Below are 19,521 nucleotides of genomic sequence, written 5' to 3'. Positions count from 1 at the left end.
TCTTTTGACGCTATTGCCAGCCCTGCAGATAGTTTTCCAGCAGGTTGATGATCAGCTTTTTACCGTTGATGGGGGCTGAGGTATAGAACATATTGTCCACACTCAGTAGTGTAATGCCGTGGACACCTGCCCATAACACTCTGCTGGCTTCCAGACGCTCTTTCTCTGAACGTTCCGGGGCCAGTTGTTCGATCAGATTTTCCAGCATCCCCGTCATGGATTTAATGCGTTCAGACTGCCAGTCGGGAAGTGATTCACCATGCAGGTTATGCTGAAAGATAAGTTGCCAGCGATACGGATTCTTTTTTGCAAAGGCGTGATAACACAGTGCCAGCTCATACAGAGCCTGACGAGGATCCTGCGTATGCTTTATGGCTGCAAGGGAAGCTTCCTGCAGCTCATCCACTGTCTGTGCGACAACATTCAGCAGTAACAGGTCATAATTGCCGAAAACATTAACCAGAGTACTGGGTACATAGCCGATCATTCCTGCAATCTTGCGCAGACTTAACTCATGGTAAGAGTGTGAGGAAAGGAAGTCTTTCACTGTATTCAGCGTCAGAGCGATAAGTTCGTCCCGGGTATGATCGTTCCTGCGTGCCATAGTTTGTATGATTAAATGAACAATGTTCAAATTGTATTGGTCGGATATATTATCGTCAACCTGTTAACCGTAAGCAGTTTATAAGCTCAGCTTGTTTCAGATATAAAATAATTGACTGAAATATCTGAAAATATATAGGTTTGTTTCTCTGGCTGATAACGGTAAGATGAGTCTGCTCTGTAGTCTATTAAAAGGAAAATGATGAAACGAATTTTTGCAATTGTCGCTTTGCTTATGTTGTCTGTGGCGGTGACACCAGCCGCAGAAGCAAAGCGATTCGGTGGGGGAAAGTCGTTCGGTAAACTGTTTAAAACTGCCCCGGCGCCGAAACAGAAAGTCACCAATACCAGCACGATTAATAAGCCGAAGGCAACCCAGACCAGCGGCAGGCGCGGTTTGTTGGGGGGATTGTTTGGAGGCTTACTTGCCGGTGGCCTGCTGGCTGCTTTTTTTGGCGGGGCATTTAATGGTATTCAGTTTATGGATATCCTTGTGATTGGTCTTATTGCCTATTTTATTTTTAAGCTTATGCGCGGCATGCTGGGGGCTAAGGCCGGCAGTATGAACCAGCAGAGAGGGTATGCCTATTCTGGTGCTGATCGCCAGTCCACTCCTCACCAGCCGGATGTTCAGAGCTTTGAACAGCCATTATCGGCGGGGTTCGGCTCGACAGGTCACAGCGATGTACCGCATAATTATCCACCAGGATTCGATCAGTCTGCCTTTATTAATGGCGCCAGAGAACATTACCGTATTATACAGGGAGCCTGGAACCACAATGAATTGTATACGATTCAGGAGTATGTTTCGCCAGAGTTGTTTGATGATCTGCAAGCGGAACGGGCTCAGCTTCAGGGAGAACAGCATACGGATGTGATGTATATTGATGCTGAGATTGTGCGTGCTGACTATGATGCTTCACATGCGCAGTTAAGTCTGCAGTTTAAAGGTCGCTACAGAGATATTGTAGAAGGCGTTGAAGAAGATATTGACGATGTCTGGCATCTGGAGCGTGACCTGACAGTTCCTAATGCACCATGGCTGATTGTGGGTATTCAAGGGTCTTAAAAAACAATAAACCTATTGTCACTAAAAAGCCCGTAAGCTAAAAACTTACGGGCTTTCTTTATACTGTCTGTGACAAAAATTACTCGGCTTGTGCAGCCTGAATAGCTGTCAGCGCAACGGTGTAGACGATATCGTCAACCAGAGCACCACGAGACAGGTCGTTAACAGGCTTGCGCATACCTTGCAGCATTGGACCGATAGAAACCAGATCCGCAGAGCGCTGTACTGCTTTGTAAGTCGTGTTACCTGTGTTCAGGTCAGGGAATACAAATACAGTTGCTTTACCTGCAACAGGAGAACCTGGTGCTTTAGAAGCAGCCACGTTTTCCATGATAGCGGCATCATACTGTAGCGGTCCATCGATAACCAGATCAGGACGCTTCGCTTTTGCCAGCTCAGTGGCTTCACGAACTTTGTCTACGTCAGCACCTTTACCGGAAGTACCGGTTGAGTAGGAGATCATTGCTACACGAGGGTCGATACCGAATGCTTTCGCTGAATCAGCAGACTGGATAGCGATTTCAGCCAGTTGTTCTGCTGTTGGATCCGGGTTAATTGCACAGTCACCATATACCAGAACCTGATCAGGCAGCAGCATAAAGAAGATAGACGATACAATCGACGTATCCGGTGCTGTTTTGATGATCTGGAACGGAGGAACGATAGTGTTCGCTGTGGTGTGAACGGCACCGGAAACCAGACCGTCGACTTCGCCACTTTCCAGCATCATTGTACCCAGGAATACTGAATCTTCCAGTTTTTCACGGGCAACAATGTCTGTCATGCCTTTCTTAGCACGCAGCTCTACCAGACGGGCAACATAGTTTTCACGAACTTTGTCTGAATCGATGATTTCAACACCAGCACCCAGCTCTACACCTTGTTGTTCTGCAACACGACGGATTTCGTCAGGGTTACCAAGCAGCACACAGTTTGCTATACCACGTTCAGCACAGATAGCAGCAGCTTTAACGGTACGAGGTTCATCACCTTCAGGAAGCACGATACGTTTACCTGCTTTACGAGCCAGTTCAGTCAGCTGATAACGGAATGCTGGTGGGCTCAGACGGCGAATTTCCTGAGTACTTTCTGCCAAAGAGTCGATCCATGGACCGTCAATATGGCGTGCAACGTGGTCATTAACAAATTCGATACGTTGCTTATCGTCGGCAGGAACCTCAAGGCTGAAGCTTTGCAGATTCAGAGATGTCTGCCATGTGTTACCCTCAGCAGAAAATACCGGCAGGCCGGTTGCAAATGCGCGTTGACACAGATCAGCAACCTTGTCGGACATTTCATAGCCACCAGTCAGCAGCAGGGCACCGATTTCTACGCCATTCATTGCAGCCAGAGAAGCGGCAACGATAACGTCCGGACGGTCAGCCGATGTTACCAGCAGTGAACCAGGCTTAAAGTGCTCAACCATGTGTGGCAGAGAACGGGCACAGAACGTGATGCTCTTGATTCGGCGGGTATTCAGATCACCTTCGTTGATAACTTCGGCTTTCAGGTGTTTCGCCATATCGATAGCTCGGGTAGCAATCAGCTCGATATTCCAAGGCACACAACCCAGTACACGGATAGGACTGGAGTTGATGATTTCCATCACATCTGTGTTTGTTTTCAGGGCGCTGTCTGCTTCGTCAAATACTTCTGACAGGTCAGGACGTGTGCGGCCTTCTTCATCCACCGGGGCATTCAGTTTATTAACAATGACACCAGAGATGTTTTTGTTCTTCGTGCCGCCGAAGTTAGAGACTGCAATTTCAATACGCTCTTTCAACTGCGTTGGATTGTATGTACCCGGTGTGGCAACAAATACAATCTCAGCACCAAGCGTGTTGGCGATTTCGTAGTTCACCTGATTAGCAAATGGGTGCTTACGGGTAGGAACCAGACCTTCGATCAGAGTAACCGCAGAATTGTTGATTTGATTATAGCGTTCAACGATGGTTTCCAGCAGTACATCCATCTGTTCATTACCCAGAAGCTCTTCTGCTTTGGACATCTGAATGGGTTCGGCGGTTTTGACATCGCTGTTGGCTTCGATAATGGTGGAAGTCAGGTCAGGCTGGTCGCCACCGTGGCGTGGTTGGGCAATAGGCTTAAAGAACGAAACACTGACGCCTTTACGCTCCATCGCGCGAATTACACCCAGGCTAACGCTGGTAAGACCAACACCAGCGCTGATAGGTATAAGCATGATAGTTCGGGACATTCTTAGATTACCTTCTAAATTATCCGGAGAAAAGAAAGCCCAACGGTTCTTATGAATTTTATTGGGCCCCAATACAAAACTGGCTAACTTTCGTTAGCCAGTGATTCTTAAATTAGATATTTGTCAGTCGAGCTGTATCTTCTGCGATGACCAATTCTTCATTAGTTGAAATGACCATTGCTGGGATACGGCTGTCAGCAGTGGTGATAACACCTTCGCCACCGAAACGGGCCTTCAGGTTTGCTTCACTGTCAACTTCAATACCGAATACGCCAAGACGGTTTAGTACCATCTCACGAATTGGTGCAGAGTTTTCACCGATACCACCAGTAAATACGATAGCGTCCAGACGACCATCAAGTGTTGAAGTGTAGCCAGCGACGTATTTAGCCAGACGGTGACAGAACACATCCATCGCACGGGTTGCTTCTTCTTTTTCGCCGTAGTTGTCTTCAACAAAGCGGCAGTCAGAAGTTACTTCAGTCAGACCAAGCAGGCCAGACTCTTTAGTCAGCATAGTGTTAATGTCTTCTACTGAGTAACCCAGAGTATCGTGCAGGTGGAAGATGATCGCTGGATCCATGTCACCAGAACGAGTACCCATGACCAGACCTTCAAGAGGAGTTAGACCCATAGATGTATCTACAGACTGACCGTTCTTGATTGCACAAACAGATGCACCGTTACCCAGGTGGCAGTTGATGATGTTCAGTTCGTTAGCTGGTTTACCCAGACGCTCAGCGGTTTCGCGAGTGATGAACAGGTGAGAAGTACCATGCGCACCGTAACGACGGATGCCGTGTTCTTTGTATAGTTTGTATGGCAGTGCGTATAGGAATGCTTCTTCCGGCATAGTCTGATGGAATGCAGTGTCAAATACAGCAACGTTTTGCAGTGCAGGGAAAGCTTTCTGAGCTGCTTTAATACCGATGATGTGTGCCGGGTTGTGCAGTGGTGCAAAGCTTGCTGCATTCTCAATACCTTGCAGTACAGTTTCATCGATAAGTGCTGACTGAGTGAACTGTTCGCCGCCGTGTACAACGCGGTGACCGATAGCTTTCAGCTGTTCGGCAAGTTCTGGCTTAGAAGCAAGAATAGTTTCTACAATGAACTGCAGTGCTTCGTCATGAGCCGCGCCATCACCCAGTTGAGCTTCGTGTTTGCCATCCAGTTTCCACTTGATACGAGCTTCCGGAAGGTGAAGACATTCAGCAAGACCTGTTAAATGTTCGTCACCAGTAGCTGCATCTACAATGGCAAATTTCAGGGAGGAGCTTCCGCAGTTTAAAACTAAAACCAGCTTAGACATGTGTTGGTTACCTGTAATCGTCTGAGTAATTATCGTGTTAATTGAAAAATCACAAGCTTAGTTGCTTTTGGCTAAGCATTTTACTAAGAACTTGAGAAATGTTTAGCATTCCTATTGCTTTGTTATCACACTTTTGGTGTGATTCTGCTTATATTCCTTGCAAAGAACGTCATTAATTTGCCTAATCTGTAAATAAGGTCAACAATGACATTGAGGGTCTGCAAAGGATAACGATAATGACCCAAGATAACAAAAAATTTTTGAGTGAATATTAACTTTTGTCAAAGTTTTTGCACTTTCTGTTGAATTCTTCAACTTTTTTTTAGTGAGAGGTCGGTATATGAGGAGTCACCCCGGACTGGTTCACAGTTTGAAAGATGGCCAGAAATACATGGAAATCTGGCCGGTGAGAAAAGAGTTGTCACCGATTTTCCCGGAAAATCGCATCATCAGGGCAACAAGGTTCGGTATTAAAGTTATGCCTGCTGTTGCGGCCATCGGTGTTTTAACGCAGATGGTCTTTCATAATCAACAGGCATTGCCTCAGTCTATTGTGGTAGCCTTGTTTGCTATCAGTTTGCCACTGCAGGGAGTCTGGTGGTTAGGAAACCGCTCTAATACACAACTTCCTCCTGCGCTGGCGGGGTGGTACCGAGAGCTGCATCAGAAGATCACAGAGTCCGGTATTGCACTGGAGCCGGTTAAATCACAGCCACGGTATAAAGAGTTAGCAAAAATTCTGAACAGAGCTTTTCGGCAGCTGGATAAAACAGTACTGGAACGCTGGTTCTGACCAGCTATATCATATCGAGATATTCAAAGCGCAGCTGTTCTGAATGAAAGCTGCGTTTTTATTTGGGTGGATAACGGTGTTTGCTTGGTTGAGAGGCAAAAAAAACGTGGTATGGCCGGGGGACCACACCACGGGTGCCAAGGACACCTTTGCTTGCTGCCGGAGTGGTATGGTCGAAACCACACCACTTCTGGAATTCATACAGGAAGGTTTCCTGCGATGTGCAGACTATAGATTTACTGGCCCATTTTATTTATAAAAATAACGACAAGTTGATATAAGAAATACGACACATTCAGAGTTGTTATTTTAAGCTATTGTTTTATCTCAATTTTATTGAGAATCTTGTTTTGAGCTTATGGGCTGTCATTATTATTACCAAGTTAGGTAATTAACGTTTTCCACGTTATGTTTTTGACGTGTTTGACGGAAGTTTTGGCGAGAGATCGGCTGATTATGACAGGATGAATGAAAGGGACTGGTTTCGGAGATAAAAAAAGCGCTGGATATTTCTATCCAGCGCTTTTTCAAATTTACTTCTGTCGATTAAAAACGGAAGTTATGATCTTTGGACAATTCTTTTCGGATCAACGTAATAAGCTGCTCCTGTTCCGCCTCGTTTCTTTGCTTTCCTGCGGTATTTCCCCAGATAGGCCCCGGCCATGCTTCATCAGAAATATAGCGGACAACATGGTGGATATGCAACTGGGGAACCAGATTTCCCAGAGAGCCGAAATTAAGCTTATCTGGCATAAAAAGTTTTTCCAGTGAGCGGTTGACCAACTGGCTTTCGAGCAAAAATTGTTGCTGATCTTGCAGCGACAGGTGATGGATTTCACGAACCCTGTCTACTTTAGGCACCAGGATCACCCATGGCACACTGGCATCTTTGTTCAGTAAAACCATACAAAGCGACAATTCACCAATCAGGCTTGTATCACTTTCAAGTCTTGGGTGTAGTGTAAATGCCATGAGTATTCCTCAGTATCAGATGATTACATACGTTCCAGAGTGTTGATCCCCAGAAGCGACAGACCTTGTTTGATCGTTTTCGCTGTCAGTGCGGCCAGTTTCATGCGGCTTTGCTTCACGGTTTCATCTTCTGCGACCAGAATCGGGCATGCTTCGTAGAAGCTGGAGAACTGACCGGCCAGTTCAAACAGGTAACCACACATGATATGCGGCTGACCTTCGCGTGCTACAGACTGAACCGCTTCTTCAAACTGCAGCAGCTTAGCGATCAGCGCTTTTTCTTTATCATCAGTAATACGGATATCTCCGGTAAGCTGATCCATTGAAATCCCTGCTTTGGCAAAAATAGAAGCAACACGGGTATAGGCATATTGCATATAAGGTGCTGTATTGCCTTCGAATGCCAGCATATTGTCCCAGTCAAAGATGTAATCGGTTGTACGGTGTTTGGACAGATCGGCATATTTTACGGCAGCCATTGCAACGGTCTCTGCGATCTCTTTTTTCTCTTCTATGCTGAATTCCGGATTTTTGCTTTCAATCAGCTTGTAGGCTCGGTCTTCTGCTTCGTCCAGCAGGTCAACCAGACGTACAGTACCACCGGCGCGAGTCTTAAACGGACGGCCATCTTTACCCAGCATCATACCGAATGCGTGGTGTTCTAATGTTACTTCTTCAGGCACATAACCTGCTTTACGGACGATAGTCCATGCCTGCATCAGGTGCTGGTGCTGACGAGAGTCAATAAAGTACAGAACCCGATCTGCCCCCAGTTTTTCGTAGCGGTATTTTGCGCAGGCAATATCTGTGGTGGTATACAGGAATCCGCCGTCACGTTTCTGGATAATTACCCCCATAGGTTCGCCTTCCTTGTTTTTGTATTCATCAAGGAAAACAACCTGTGCACCGTCATCTTCTGTAGCGATGCCTTTCTGTTTCAGGTCGGCAACGATTCCCGGCAGCATGTCGTTATACATGCTTTCACCCATCAGGTCGTTATTGGTCAGAGACACATTCAGGCGGTCATAATTACGCTGGTTGGTTTCCATTGTAATTTCTACCAATTTTTTCCACATATCATTGCAGTACTGGTCACCACCTTGCAGTTTTACCACGTAGTTACGGGCTTTTTCGGCAAAGGCTTCATCTTCATCATACAGTTTTTTTGATTCACGGTAGAATGCCTCAAGGTCTGAAATTTCCATTGAAACATTACCGGATTCCTGTTGAACACGCTCCAGGTTTGCGATTAGCATACCGAATTGTGTACCCCAGTCGCCGATATGATTCGCACGGATAACCTTGTTACCCAGAAACTCAAGAGTACGGACAACGGCATCACCAATAATTGTTGAACGCAGGTGACCAACGTGCATTTCTTTGGCTACGTTTGGTGCTGAGTAATCAACAACGATGGTTTTTTCGTCGTCTTTTGCAACACCAAGACGTTCATCGGTAAGAGCGGTTTCTGCCTGCCGGGCCAGAAATTCTTCACTCAGAAAGATATTGATAAAGCCCGGTCCCGCGATTTCAGTTTTGCTTGCAATACCATCCAGATCCAGAACATCCAGTACTTTCTGCGCAAATTCTCGGGGGTTAGTGCCTAGTTTTTTAGCCACACCCATTACCCCATTTGCCTGATAATCACCAAATTGCGGTTTTGCTGACTGGCGTACAGCAGCAGGGCTTCCGGCTGGTGCTCCGGCGGTTTCCAGAGCCTGAGATACTTTGTCGTTAATTAGTGCTTGGATATTCACACGCGTTTCCTTCAATTCTTCGAATTGTCTTAGTATGCAGATTGACAGATACCGGATGGTATAAACTGGAGGGCATACTTTATCTGGTCATAAAAATGGTTCTGATTATATCAATTTCCGGCGCATGCTAACAGCCAGTAAAAAATGATTTTTTTTCTTTTTTGTGTGATCAAGGGATTTTCCGCGGAAGTCCGGTAATATAAATTGTTTTGCTAACCGTGGGGATGGGGCGATGAATGAACAGTTACAGGATTATGGGTTAACACCAGAGCAGATGCTTAGCAGTTTGCCGGTATTTGGTGAACGGGTAACGGATTTATTACTACAATTGGGATTAGACATTTCTGAGTGTCAGGCGGACCATATTGCATTACGTATTAATAGTCAGGCACTGGCTGAGCTGGCACATAAGGCATGGAAAACAAAGGGAAATGAAATTTCTTCCACGCAGATTAACGGAAGACCTATTATCATTTTTAAGTTAACAAACAGTCTGAGCCTTGCTGGATGGTCTGTCGATTGCCTTGAGCTGCCGTATCCTGCAGAAGGAAAAATCTATCCGCAACAGGGCTGGGAGCATGTCGAATTTGTTGTTTCTTCAAAAGCTGGGACAGCCGATGAGTATCTGGCTGAACTTAAAGAGCGGTTTCCAGAATTAGGGAAAAAATGGGCGTTTTTATCTGAAATGGGCATTGAGACGAAATTATCCAGCCCGAAAGGTGAGGGCGAACGGCTGACAAATCCGACGGTCGCTTTTAAGCGGGATGGTATGTGTGTAAAACTGCATCTATATAGTCTGGAAGATATTGTGCATTCTGAAAAAACACCCTGATGGTTTTATACATCAGGGTGTTACGGAATCGCGAGGATTATCCTTGCAGATCGGCTTCCGCCTGTTTGTTTTGTATGAGCTCAATCATATAACCGTCAGGGTCTTTTACAAAGGCGATTTCGGTTGTGCCGCCTTTTACCGGTCCTGGTTCGCGGGTAACATTTCCGCCAGCCGCTTTGATAGTGTCACAGGTCGAATAAATATCATCAACACCGATAGCGATATGACCAAAGGCAGTACCCATTTCATATTCGGTAGTGCCCCAGTTGTACGTCAGTTCGATAACTGCACCTTCAGATTCGTCACCAAAGCCGACGAAAGCCAGTGTATATTCGTAAGCCGTATTTTCATTTTTTCTTAGCAGTTTCATACCCATAACATCTGTATAAAACGTGATAGATTTGTCCAGATCACCCACGCGCAGCATGGTGTGTAATACTCTTCCGTTTGCCATGATTTCTCCCCTTTGGATTGGAATTATTCGTCAGGATAGACTTTGGCGTTATACTCGCAGAGGTCTTCTATAATACAGCTGCCGCAGCGGGGTTTCCGTGCAATACAGGTATAACGCCCATGCAGTATAAGCCAGTGGTGTACATCCAGTTTAAATTCTTTTGGTACGACTTTTAACAGCTTTTGTTCCACATCATCAACGGTTTTACCCATTGCGAATTTAGTTCGGTTAGAGACGCGGAATATATGGGTATCAACAGCGATGGTTGGCCAGCCAAATGCAGTATTTAGTACAACATTGGCGGTTTTTCTGCCCACTCCTGGCAAGGCTTCCAGTGCGGCCCTGTCTTCAGGAACTTCCCCATGGTGTTGTTCCAGAAGGATCCGGCAGGTTTTAATAATGTTTTCCGCTTTCGAATTAAACAGCCCAATGGTTTTTATATACTCTTTTACACCACTAACGCCCAGAGCCAGAAGACTTTGTGGTGTATTGGCTTCTGGGTAAAGTTTTGCTGTTGCTTTGTTTACACTGACATCGGTGGCCTGTGCGGAAAGAAGTACAGAGATAAGAAGCTCAAAAGGGGTTGTCCAGTTGAGCTCTGTCTGTGGATTGGGATTGTTTTCTCTTAGTCGTTTTAATATTTCGACTCGTTTAGCATTATTCATAGGCGTGTTGAGCAGTTTCTGACTTTATTTTATTCAGCTCTCCACTTTAACATGCTCAATATCGTTTTTCTTCTGCTTTGCAGCAATCTGTGCCTGTTTTGAGTCAATAATGTTTTTCAGGGCAATCATAAAACCTACACCGATAAAGGCACCGGGAGGCAGAAGAGCAAGCAAGAAGTTATTATTAAATTCAAACAGTTCTGTTCTTAGTGAGGCGGCCCAGTTACCCAGTAACAGATCAGCACCGTCAAACAGGGTTCCGTTACCCAGTATTTCTCGCACAGCTCCCAGAACAAATAGTACCGAGGTCATTCCCATTCCCATCCATAAACCGTCCAGTACTGACGGCAGAGGATCATTTTTGGATGCGAAAGATTCTGCACGGCCGATAATGATGCAGTTGGTAACAATCAGTGGAATAAAAATGCCGAGAGACAGATACAGGCCGTAAGCATAGGCATTCATCAGCAACTGAACACAGGTTACCAGAGAGGCGATAATCATAACAAATACCGGAATACGGACCTCTTTGGGAACATAATCTCTCACCAGAGCAACGGTCAGGTTGGAGCCAACCAGTACCAGAGTAGTTGCAATACCTAATCCCAGAGCGTTTGTCACACTCGAAGATACGGCAAGAAGGGGACACAGCCCCAGCAACTGAACCAGTGCGGGGTTGTTTTTCCACATACCTTCTTTAAACAGCTGACTGTGATCCATTAGTTTTCTCCTCCGCAGTTGAGTGGCTGAGCAAAGAGCGTGTCTCGGTTCTGATTATAGAAAGTCACACTATTTCTGACGGCCTTGACAACAGCTCTGGGGGTGATGGTTGCACCGGTAAACTGATCAAATTCACCACCGTCTTTACGCACTTTCCATTTGTCCTGATTATCGGCAGTGACTTTCTTACCGGTAAAACCCAGAATCCAGTCGGTAATGCGGATATCGATTTTATCGCCTAGTCCAGGGGTTTCCTGATGTTCAAGGATACGTGAGCCAGTAATCGATCCATCATAACGGATGCCGACAATCAGCTTTATTCTGCCGTTATAACCATCCGGAGCAATTGCTTCGATGGCAATAGCCCCTGGTGAGCCGTCAGCGTGTTTGCCGATATAGGCTCGCAGAGGCTCAGGGCTGCCGAGCAGTTCATCTTGAACTTGAGTGCAGGATGAAAAAAGTTCATTTTTATGCAAAGACAGAGGAACAACCTGATCCAGAGTGGTTTTTAAGCGCTCCTGTTGCTGATAGCGGATTTGATCCTCTGTCAGATAATGGGTAATAGCGACTAACCCGGCAGATGCACAGGCAAAGATGGCTAATGTCACCCCGTTTTTTCGGATAGCGGTTAACATAATCGTTCCTTAATGCCCGTATGTTCGTGGTTTGGTGTAGTAATCAATCAGGGGAACCGTCATATTTGCCAGCAAAACGGAGAAGGCGACACCATCGGGAAAACCACCCCATGTCCGGATAATAAACATCACACAACCGATCACCAGACCGAACATCAGTCGTCCTCTGATGGTTGTCGAAGCTGTTACCGGGTCGGTCGCAATAAAAAAAGCCCCCAGCATAGTGGCTCCGGAGAACAGGTGCAGTATAGGATTGGCAATGATTTCCGGTACAAGAAGATAGCCCAGACCACTGCACAAGAGTATGCTGCCCAGCATAGCTGCCGGAATATACCATTGGATAATTCGCATTCTGATCAGTAGTAGTCCACCTAGTAAATAGGCCAGATTCACCCATTCCCAGCCGATCCCTGCGAAGCGGGAAAACTGGGGCTGTGCCAGCGCCTCTGCTGAAGATGAGCCTGCTTTTATTGCGGTTTTAAATGCATCCAGAGGGGTTGCCATTGTGATCCCGTCAATGCCTGCCCGTACCTGCTGCAGAGAGTAGCCATCACTGTCGAAACCAGTGATGATCAACATCAGGGCATCATTCAGACTGATATTGTCCGGACTGAGTATCTGGGGCATCAGCCAACTGGTCATTTGCAGTGGGAAAGAGATAAGCAACACCACATAGCCGACCATCGCTGGATTAAATGGGTTTTGCCCTAAGCCACCATACAGATGTTTTGCAATCACAACGGCAAAGAATAAGCCAATAACCAGCATCCACCATGGTGACAGGGGAGGGATGGCGACTGCCAGCAGCCAGGCGGTAACAAACACACTGTAATCACGTAATGCACCGGATGGTGAACGTTTACGCAGTAGCATGATGATCGACTCATAGGTACCGGCAATAATAAATGCCAATATCAGCTGGATGAGTGTTCCCCAGCCAAAAAAGTAGGTCTGAGCAAGCAGGCCGGGGAGTGCTGCAATCACGACCCATTTCATCAGCTCTGGGGTACTTTTTCTGCTATGTGTGTGAGGTGAGCTGGCAATAAAAAAGGCCACTACTCTTTCTCCTTACTAGTGTGTTGTTCTTGCTGTGCCGCTTTTTTTGCTTTTGCACGGGCGATGGCCGCCGCAACGGCCGCTTTTTTCGGGTCAACCGGGGCTTGGGTATTTGCGGTTTCTGCCTCTGGAGCCGGTTGTGATTCCTTGCTTTCTGGGTCAGCCTGTTGTGCTTTTTTTGCTTTTGCACGGGCGATGGCTGCTGCAACGGCCGCTTTTTTCGGGTCAACCGGGGCTTGGGTATTTGCGGTTTCTGCCTCTGGAGCCGGTTGTGATTCCTTGCTTTCTGGGTCAGCCTGCTGCGCTTTTTTTGCTTTTGCACGGGCGATGGCCGCCGCAATGGCCGCTTTTTTCGGGTCAACCGGGGCTTGGGTACTTGCGGTTTCTGCCTCCGGATCCGGTTGTGATTCCTTGCTTTCTGGGTCAGCCTGCTGTGCTTTTTTTGCTTTTGCACGGGCAATGGCCGCTGCGACGGCGGTTTTTTTGTCTTCTTTGGGTACCGCCGGGGAAGCTGGTTCTGTCCCGGCTGCCGTTTCAGATAACAGCTGCTCTTTTTCTGCTTTGCGCTGCTGAGCCTGACGTTTACGTTCTTCACGTAGTTTTGCTATTTCTGTATTGTCCGGTGCCGTGATATTGGCTTTTGCCGCTTCAGCCTGTTTCGCCTTGGCTCGGGCAATGGCTGCTGCTACCGCTGATTTCGGTTCTGAATGTGTGGCGGATTCGGTTTGCTTGGCCTTTACCCGGGCGATGGCCGCTGCAATAGCATCGCCATTCTCTGATGCCTGCATCTCTTTACGTCGATCTTCGGCTGCCTGTCTGCTGCGTTGCTCGCGTTCGGTTTTTTCTCTTTCCAAACGGGCTTGCTTCTCTTCAAAGCGTTGTTTTGCCCGCTCTGCCGCTTTGGCTTCTGCCCGTTTTTCTCTAATTTCAGCTTTTGCTTTACGATAATAATGAACTAGAGGAATATTACTCGGACAGACATAGGCACAGACACCACATTCCATGCAGTCAAACAGATTTAGTTCTTCACACTTTGTATAATCCTGATCCTTTGCATACCACTGTAACTGTTGTGGAAGCAGTGATATCGGGCAGGCATCTGCACACTGGCTACAACGAATACAGGCCATTTCTGGTGAAGAGAGTGGTATCTCTTTATGATCCGGAGCCAGAATGCAGTTTGCGGTTTTGGTTACCGGCACCATTGGTCCAGGCAGAGTGAAGCCCATCATGGGGCCTCCCATAATCAGACGCGGATACTTTTTCTCCGGCTGGTAACTGAACTCATCCAGCAAAGCCTGTACCGGTGTACCCAACCTGACCTGAACGTTTCTCGGGTAGCGGAATGCATTACCTGTCAGGGTCACAATTCGTTGGATAAGTGGTTCACCGTCTATCACGGCTCGTTTTATGGCATAGACTGACGTCACATTCTGAACCAGAATGTTGATGTCCGCCGGGATACCCCCGTTAGGGACTTCTTGATTCGTCAGGATCCTAATCAGCTGTTTTTCTCCGCCAGATGGATATTTGGTCGGAATAACCCGGATAACCAGATCATGGTTGATGGCTGCCTCTTCCAGAGCTTTGACGGCTTCAGGTTTATTGTCTTCTATACCGATAATGACCAACTGAGGGGTGAGGACATGCTGCAGGACATCAATACCCTGAACAATTTCATTCGCTTTTTCCCGGATCAGCATATCGTCAGCGGTAATATATGGTTCACACTCTGCCGCATTGATGATCAGAATATTGGTTTTCCCCAGACCGGACTGAATCTTCTTCGCGGTCGGAAAACCGGCACCGCCCATACCGGAGATACCGGCTTGCCGGATCACTTCGATAAGCGTTTCCGGTGACTCGCTTCTGAATTCCGGATAAGCTGTTTTCTCTGTCCATGTGTCTTTTCCGTCCGGCCGGATAATAATACAGGTCTCACTCAGACCGGATGGGTGTGCTGTTATTCTTGGCTCAATTGCAGTCACTGTTCCGGATGTCGGTGCATGAACCGGCAGCATAAAGGTTGCGGTATAGGAGGTTAGCGGCTGACCTTTCAGAACCGTATCACCAACGCTGACGCACAGATCGCCGGGACGGCCGATATGCTGCTTCAGTGGAAGGATCAGTTCATCCGGGAGTGCCGCTTCAGTGACAGGAAGCTGAACAGATTGCCGTTTATTCTCTGGCGGATGGATACCACCATGAAAGTCCCAGAGGTAACCATGGCGGATTTTTTCAATCAGTGACAGCATATTCATCCTTTATTCATGGTTTCTTGGGTGGCAGTTTCTGTAATATTGACAACCGGAATGGTATTTAGCTGCCATTTCCAGCTTTCCGTTGTGACCGGAACCGGAACCATTTCTATGCAATCCGTTGGGCATGGCGCAACACAGAGTTTGCAGCCGGTGCATTCGGCTTTGATGACGGTGTGCAGTGATTTAGTACCGCCGGCAATCGCATCTACCGGGCAGGCCTGAATACATTTGGTACAACCAATACACATATCTTCATGGATAAAGGCCACCATTTTAACCGGTTCTTCTTCGTGTGCCGGTCCCTCGGGCTCTACCCCCATCAGCTCGGCGATCTTGACAATGGTTGCTTGTCCGCCGGGGGCACATTTATTAATAGCATCACCGTTCGCTATCGCTTCGGCATAGGGGCGACAGCCGGGATAACCGCACTGTCCGCACTGAGTCTGAGGAAGGATACTGTCGATCTGTTCGACGATCGGATCCGCTTCAACTTTAAAACGAATGGAAGCAAAACCGAGAATGGCACCGAACAGAGCGGCCAGACAGACGATGACTGCGATTGCGATGAGTATAGTCAGCATTATAGTTTCACCAGTCCGGTGAAGCCCATAAAGGCCAGAGACATTAGTCCGGCAGTGATCATCGCAATAGATGCACCCTGAAATGGTCCGGGTACATCAGCGGCTGCGATACGTTCACGAATAGAAGCAAACAGGATCAGTACCAGAGAAAAGCCGACAGCAGCGCCAAAGCCATAAATAATAGACTGAATAAAATTATGGTTTTCGTTGACGTTCAGCAATGCCACGCCCAACACGGCACAGTTGGTGGTAATCAATGGCAGAAAGATCCCGAGCAGGCGGTAAAGGGTCGGACTGGTTTTGTGCACCACCATTTCTGTAAACTGAACCACTACGGCAATGACCAGAATAAAGCTCATGGTTCTCAGGTACTGTATTCCCAGAGGGGAAAGCACATACGTTTCCACCAGATAGGCGCATACTGATGCCAGCGTCAGTACAAAGGTCGTTGCCAGCCCCATCCCTATAGCGGTTTCCAGTTTTTTGGATACCCCCATAAAGGGACACAGCCCCAGAAATTTTACCAGAACGAAGTTGTTAACCAGTACAGTGCCGATCAACAGAAGGAGATACTCAGTCATTGCTTATTTGGCTTATATTTAAATTATCTTCTTATTATCGTGCTTTGAATCACGAATAACAACTTATCATCTATAGGGTTTTCGGTGATTTGATTACAGCGTCAAAAAAATTGCTGCTTCAAATAAGTCGCAGGATCAAAAAAGCCACGTAAAAACGTGGCCTTTGAAAAGTGGCTCCCCCTGCAAGACTTGAACTTGCGACATACGGATTAACAGTCCGCCGTTCTACCGACTGAACTAAGGGGGAATCGATTTAAGTGGTGCGTATACTAGCAGTGTCGTTTTTCTAAATCTACCCTTTCGGCACAAATTTTTCAGTATTTAAACTGAAGAAAAACTTCCGGTGGATCTGAAAAAAAAAGATTGATTTTTCTGTACGCCGCAGAGAGAAAAGGGTGGTCATAGTTATCCACCAAAATTGTGGATAAGTGTGTTGATGGTGCTTTAACAAAATGAATAAACGTAAAATTAGAGTGATAACTTCAATAAATATTTTCTATAACTATTTGTTTTTTTAGGTGTTTGTATGTTCTTTTCTGCTTGTGTATAAATTTGATTAAATCATAAACAACATAAATTTCAGGTAAATTTGCACTATTTTGGGGAAAAGCAGTGGATTAAATTAAGGGGAATAACAAGAGGCTATCGTCGAGAGGGCAGCAACAATATCAGATTTTCTTTGTACAATCCAGTAATAACTGGAATCTTCCTCCCAGAATTATCAATATTTTTTGTTGACCCCTGAAGATGCATCATCTGACAATAGGGAGAATGACTCATCAGACAAATAACGATAGATAGACAGTGTATGAAAAAAGAATTTGATCTGGTCTCTGATTATCAGCCTTCCGGGGATCAGCCAACGGCCATTGCTCAGCTTCTGGATGGTCTGGATAGTGGTCTGGCGCACCAGACTTTGTTGGGGGTTACCGGATCCGGAAAAACCTTCACTCTGGCCAATGTGATAGCTCAAGCCAAACGGCCGGCAATTCTGCTGGCTCCAAACAAGACACTGGCCGCGCAGTTATATGGTGAAATGAAGGCTTTTTTTCCTAATAACGCAGTTGAGTATTTTGTCTCTTACTACGATTACTATCAGCCGGAAGCTTATGTCCCGACGACGGACACTTTTATTGAGAAGGACGCTTCGATCAACGCTCATATTGAACAGATGCGCTTGTCGGCAACTAAGGCGCTGCTCGAGCGTAAAGATGCCATTATTGTTGCTTCTGTTTCTGCTATTTACGGTCTGGGGGATCCTGACTCCTATCTGCAGATGATGCTGCACATTTGCCGTGGCGATGTGATTAATCAGCGGGATATTCTGCGCAGGCTGGCCGAGCTGCAGTATTCACGCAATGATGTTACCTTTGAACGGGGTCAGTTCAGGGTTCGGGGAGAAGTGATTGATATTTTCCCGGCAGAATCGGAGCAGGATGCCGTTCGTATTGAGATGTTTGATGATGAAATTGATGGTATCAGTATTTTTGACCCGCTGACCGGAGCCGTTAAACAGCGTGATCTTCCGCGTTATACCATTTATCCAAAAACGCACTATGTGACTCCGAGAGAGAAAATTCTGGAGGCGATTGAGCAGATTAAAGAAGAACTTAAAACTCGCCAGACCTATCTGCGGGATAACAATAAACTGCTGGAAGAGCAACGTATTACCCAGCGTACCCAGTTTGATATAGAGATGATGAATGAATTGGGTTTTTGTTCTGGTATTGAAAACTATTCACGCTTTCTTAGTGGGCGCAGTGAAGGTGAGCCACCACCGACACTGTTTGACTATCTGCCACATGATGGTTTGTTGATTATTGATGAATCCCACGTGACGGTGCCACAGATCGGGGCTATGTTCAAAGGGGATCGATCCCGCAAAGAGACGCTGGTGGAATACGGCTTCCGTCTGCCTTCGGCACTGGATAATCGTCCGCTGAAGTTTGATGAATTTGAATCCCTTGCACCACAGACTATTTTTGTTTCGGCAACACCGGGGAATTACGAACTGGAGAAATCCGCCGGTGAAGTGGCCGACCAGGTTGTCAGGCCGACCGGATTGCTAGATCCTGAAATCGAAGTGCGTCCTGTTGCAACACAGGTAGATGACCTCTTGTCTGAGGTCAGGCTTCGGGCTGCGAATAATGAACGTGTTCTGGTGACGACACTGACAAAAAGGATGGCAGAAGATCTGACCGAATATCTGCATGAACATGATGTGCGGGTTCGCTATCTGCACTCGGATATCGATACGGTTGAGCGGGTGGAAATTATACGGGATCTTCGTCTGGGAGAGTTTGATGTATTAGTCGGCATCAACTTACTCAGAGAAGGGCTGGATATGCCGGAAGTTTCTCTGGTTGCTATATTAGATGCGGATAAAGAAGGCTTCCTGCGTTCCGAACGGTCACTGATTCAGACCATAGGCCGGGCTGCCCGAAACCTGAAGGGTAAGGCTATTCTGTATGCTGACCGGATAACCGGTTCAATGAAAAGAGCAATGGATGAGACGCAGCGACGCAGGGAGAAACAGCAGGCTTACAATGCAGAGATGGGGATCCAGCCACAGGCTCTGAAAAAAAATGTTCAGGATATTCTGGAGATCGGTGATATTGCCAAAACCAGACGGCAGAAGAAATCAAAACAGGTTCCGTTATCTAAAGTGGCTGAACCATCACAAAATTACACCGTACTGACTCCCCAGCAACTGGAGAAGGAAATTCTGAAACTGGAAGGTGAAATGTATCAGCATGCTCAGAATCTGGAGTTTGAGCTGGCAGCAGAGAAAAGAGATCAGATTGATGTATTGCGGAAGCAGTTTATCGCCAATAGTTAATCGTACAGCCGGTGGCTGGTCTGCGATAATAAATGGTCAGCTTACGATAAATGGTTAGTTCACAGAAAAAAAGAGCCAACAGGAAATGGACCCTGTTGGCTATATTCTGTGGATATTTTCCACTAACAACGTCAGTTGGCTAGGTGACCCGTTAGGGTCATTTAATATATAGCACA

General features: G+C 46.7%; 17 protein-coding genes and 1 tRNA gene. 4 read left to right on the top strand and 14 right to left on the bottom strand.

The annotated features are described in order from the left end of the window. Nucleotides 1–10 precede the first annotated feature (10 nt). Nucleotides 11–604 (bottom strand): TetR/AcrR family transcriptional regulator, encoded by a 594-nt coding sequence (locus CSW98_RS14340; RefSeq protein WP_100801165.1) that lies wholly within the window; start codon nt 602–604, stop codon nt 11–13. A 201-nt stretch (nt 605–805) separates the two neighbouring features. Between CSW98_RS14340 and CSW98_RS14335 the strand changes: the two genes are divergently transcribed. Next, nucleotides 806–1,672, top strand: a complete 867-nt coding sequence (locus CSW98_RS14335) for a Tim44 domain-containing protein (RefSeq protein WP_100801164.1) — start codon at nt 806–808, stop codon at nt 1,670–1,672. A 79-nt stretch (nt 1,673–1,751) separates the two neighbouring features. Here the strand turns inward: CSW98_RS14335 and pta are convergent, their stop codons facing one another. After that, the gene (pta, locus tag CSW98_RS14330) at nt 1,752–3,890 is read right to left on the bottom strand and encodes a phosphate acetyltransferase (RefSeq protein ID WP_100801163.1); all 2,139 of its coding nucleotides are present in this window, start codon (nt 3,888–3,890) and stop codon (nt 1,752–1,754) included. Nucleotides 3,891–4,002: 112 nt separating this feature from the next. Continuing rightward, the gene (locus CSW98_RS14325; protein ID WP_100801162.1) at nt 4,003–5,199 is read right to left on the bottom strand and encodes an acetate kinase; all 1,197 of its coding nucleotides are present in this window, start codon (nt 5,197–5,199) and stop codon (nt 4,003–4,005) included. A gap of 340 nt (nt 5,200–5,539) precedes the next feature. Here CSW98_RS14325 and yfbV point away from each other — a divergent pair, with 340 nt between their 5' ends. Then, entirely contained in the window at nt 5,540–5,992 is a 453-nt protein-coding gene (yfbV, locus tag CSW98_RS14320; protein ID WP_100801161.1) for a terminus macrodomain insulation protein YfbV, read from the top strand. Between the two features lie 546 nt (nt 5,993–6,538). Here the strand turns inward: yfbV and CSW98_RS14310 are convergent. Together CSW98_RS14310 and argS are read right to left on the bottom strand one after the other, a co-directional pair. Then, nucleotides 6,539–6,964 (bottom strand): HIT domain-containing protein, encoded by a 426-nt coding sequence (locus tag CSW98_RS14310; protein WP_100801159.1) that lies wholly within the window; start codon nt 6,962–6,964, stop codon nt 6,539–6,541. A gap of 23 nt (nt 6,965–6,987) precedes the next feature. Next, entirely contained in the window at nt 6,988–8,721 is a 1,734-nt protein-coding gene (gene argS / locus CSW98_RS14305) for an arginine--tRNA ligase (RefSeq protein WP_100801158.1), read from the bottom strand. 232 nt (nt 8,722–8,953) lie between these two features. On the opposite strand from argS, the gene CSW98_RS14300 reads away from it, so the two are divergent. Continuing rightward, the gene (locus CSW98_RS14300) at nt 8,954–9,553 is read left to right on the top strand and encodes a VOC family protein (RefSeq protein ID WP_100801157.1); all 600 of its coding nucleotides are present in this window, start codon (nt 8,954–8,956) and stop codon (nt 9,551–9,553) included. A gap of 37 nt (nt 9,554–9,590) precedes the next feature. On the opposite strand, the gene gloA is transcribed toward CSW98_RS14300, so the two are convergent. The 9 genes from gloA to CSW98_RS14255 form a co-directional block, all read right to left on the bottom strand. Then, nucleotides 9,591–10,007, bottom strand: a complete 417-nt coding sequence (gloA, locus tag CSW98_RS14295; RefSeq protein ID WP_100801156.1) for a lactoylglutathione lyase — start codon at nt 10,005–10,007, stop codon at nt 9,591–9,593. Between the two features lie 23 nt (nt 10,008–10,030). Next, nucleotides 10,031–10,672 carry an endonuclease III gene (gene nth / locus CSW98_RS14290; protein ID WP_100801155.1) on the bottom strand — a complete coding sequence of 214 codons (642 nt, stop codon included), beginning with the start codon at nt 10,670–10,672 and terminating at the stop codon, nt 10,031–10,033. Nucleotides 10,673–10,705: 33 nt separating this feature from the next. Beyond that, nucleotides 10,706–11,392 carry an electron transport complex subunit E gene (locus CSW98_RS14285; RefSeq protein WP_100801154.1) on the bottom strand — a complete coding sequence of 229 codons (687 nt, stop codon included), beginning with the start codon at nt 11,390–11,392 and terminating at the stop codon, nt 10,706–10,708. Then, nucleotides 11,392–12,027, bottom strand: coding sequence for an electron transport complex subunit RsxG (gene rsxG / locus CSW98_RS14280; protein WP_100801153.1), 636 nt, complete (start codon nt 12,025–12,027; stop codon nt 11,392–11,394). The genes CSW98_RS14285 and rsxG overlap by 1 nt, the downstream gene beginning before the upstream one ends. 9 nt (nt 12,028–12,036) lie before the next feature. Beyond that, nucleotides 12,037–13,083: an electron transport complex subunit RsxD gene (rsxD, locus tag CSW98_RS14275; protein ID WP_100801152.1), complete on the bottom strand. Its 1,047-nt coding sequence runs from the start codon at nt 13,081–13,083 to the stop codon at nt 12,037–12,039. Further along, the gene (gene rsxC, locus CSW98_RS14270) at nt 13,083–15,338 is read right to left on the bottom strand and encodes an electron transport complex subunit RsxC (RefSeq protein WP_100801151.1); all 2,256 of its coding nucleotides are present in this window, start codon (nt 15,336–15,338) and stop codon (nt 13,083–13,085) included. The genes rsxD and rsxC overlap by 1 nt, the downstream gene beginning before the upstream one ends. A gap of 2 nt (nt 15,339–15,340) precedes the next feature. Further along, complete coding sequence (rsxB, locus tag CSW98_RS14265) at nt 15,341–15,925, bottom strand: electron transport complex subunit RsxB (RefSeq protein WP_100801150.1); 585 nt, start codon at nt 15,923–15,925, stop codon at nt 15,341–15,343. Next, nucleotides 15,925–16,506 (bottom strand): electron transport complex subunit RsxA, encoded by a 582-nt coding sequence (gene rsxA / locus CSW98_RS14260; protein ID WP_100801149.1) that lies wholly within the window; start codon nt 16,504–16,506, stop codon nt 15,925–15,927. Before rsxA ends, rsxB begins: the two co-directional genes overlap by 1 nt. 171 nt (nt 16,507–16,677) lie before the next feature. Next, nucleotides 16,678–16,753: transfer RNA gene (locus tag CSW98_RS14255), tRNA-Asn, on the bottom strand. Nucleotides 16,754–17,314: 561 nt separating this feature from the next. On the opposite strand from CSW98_RS14255, the gene uvrB reads away from it, so the two are divergent. After that, nucleotides 17,315–19,345, top strand: a complete 2,031-nt coding sequence (gene uvrB / locus CSW98_RS14250) for an excinuclease ABC subunit UvrB (RefSeq protein WP_100801148.1) — start codon at nt 17,315–17,317, stop codon at nt 19,343–19,345. Nucleotides 19,346–19,521: the final 176 nt, after the last annotated feature.

It is taken from the genome of Vibrio sp. HA2012 (assembly GCF_002812955.1).
Classification (GTDB): domain Bacteria; phylum Pseudomonadota; class Gammaproteobacteria; order Enterobacterales; family Vibrionaceae; genus Vibrio.
The sequence above is the reverse complement of the archived record's forward strand: the minus strand, read 5'-3'. Positions and strand labels throughout refer to the sequence as shown.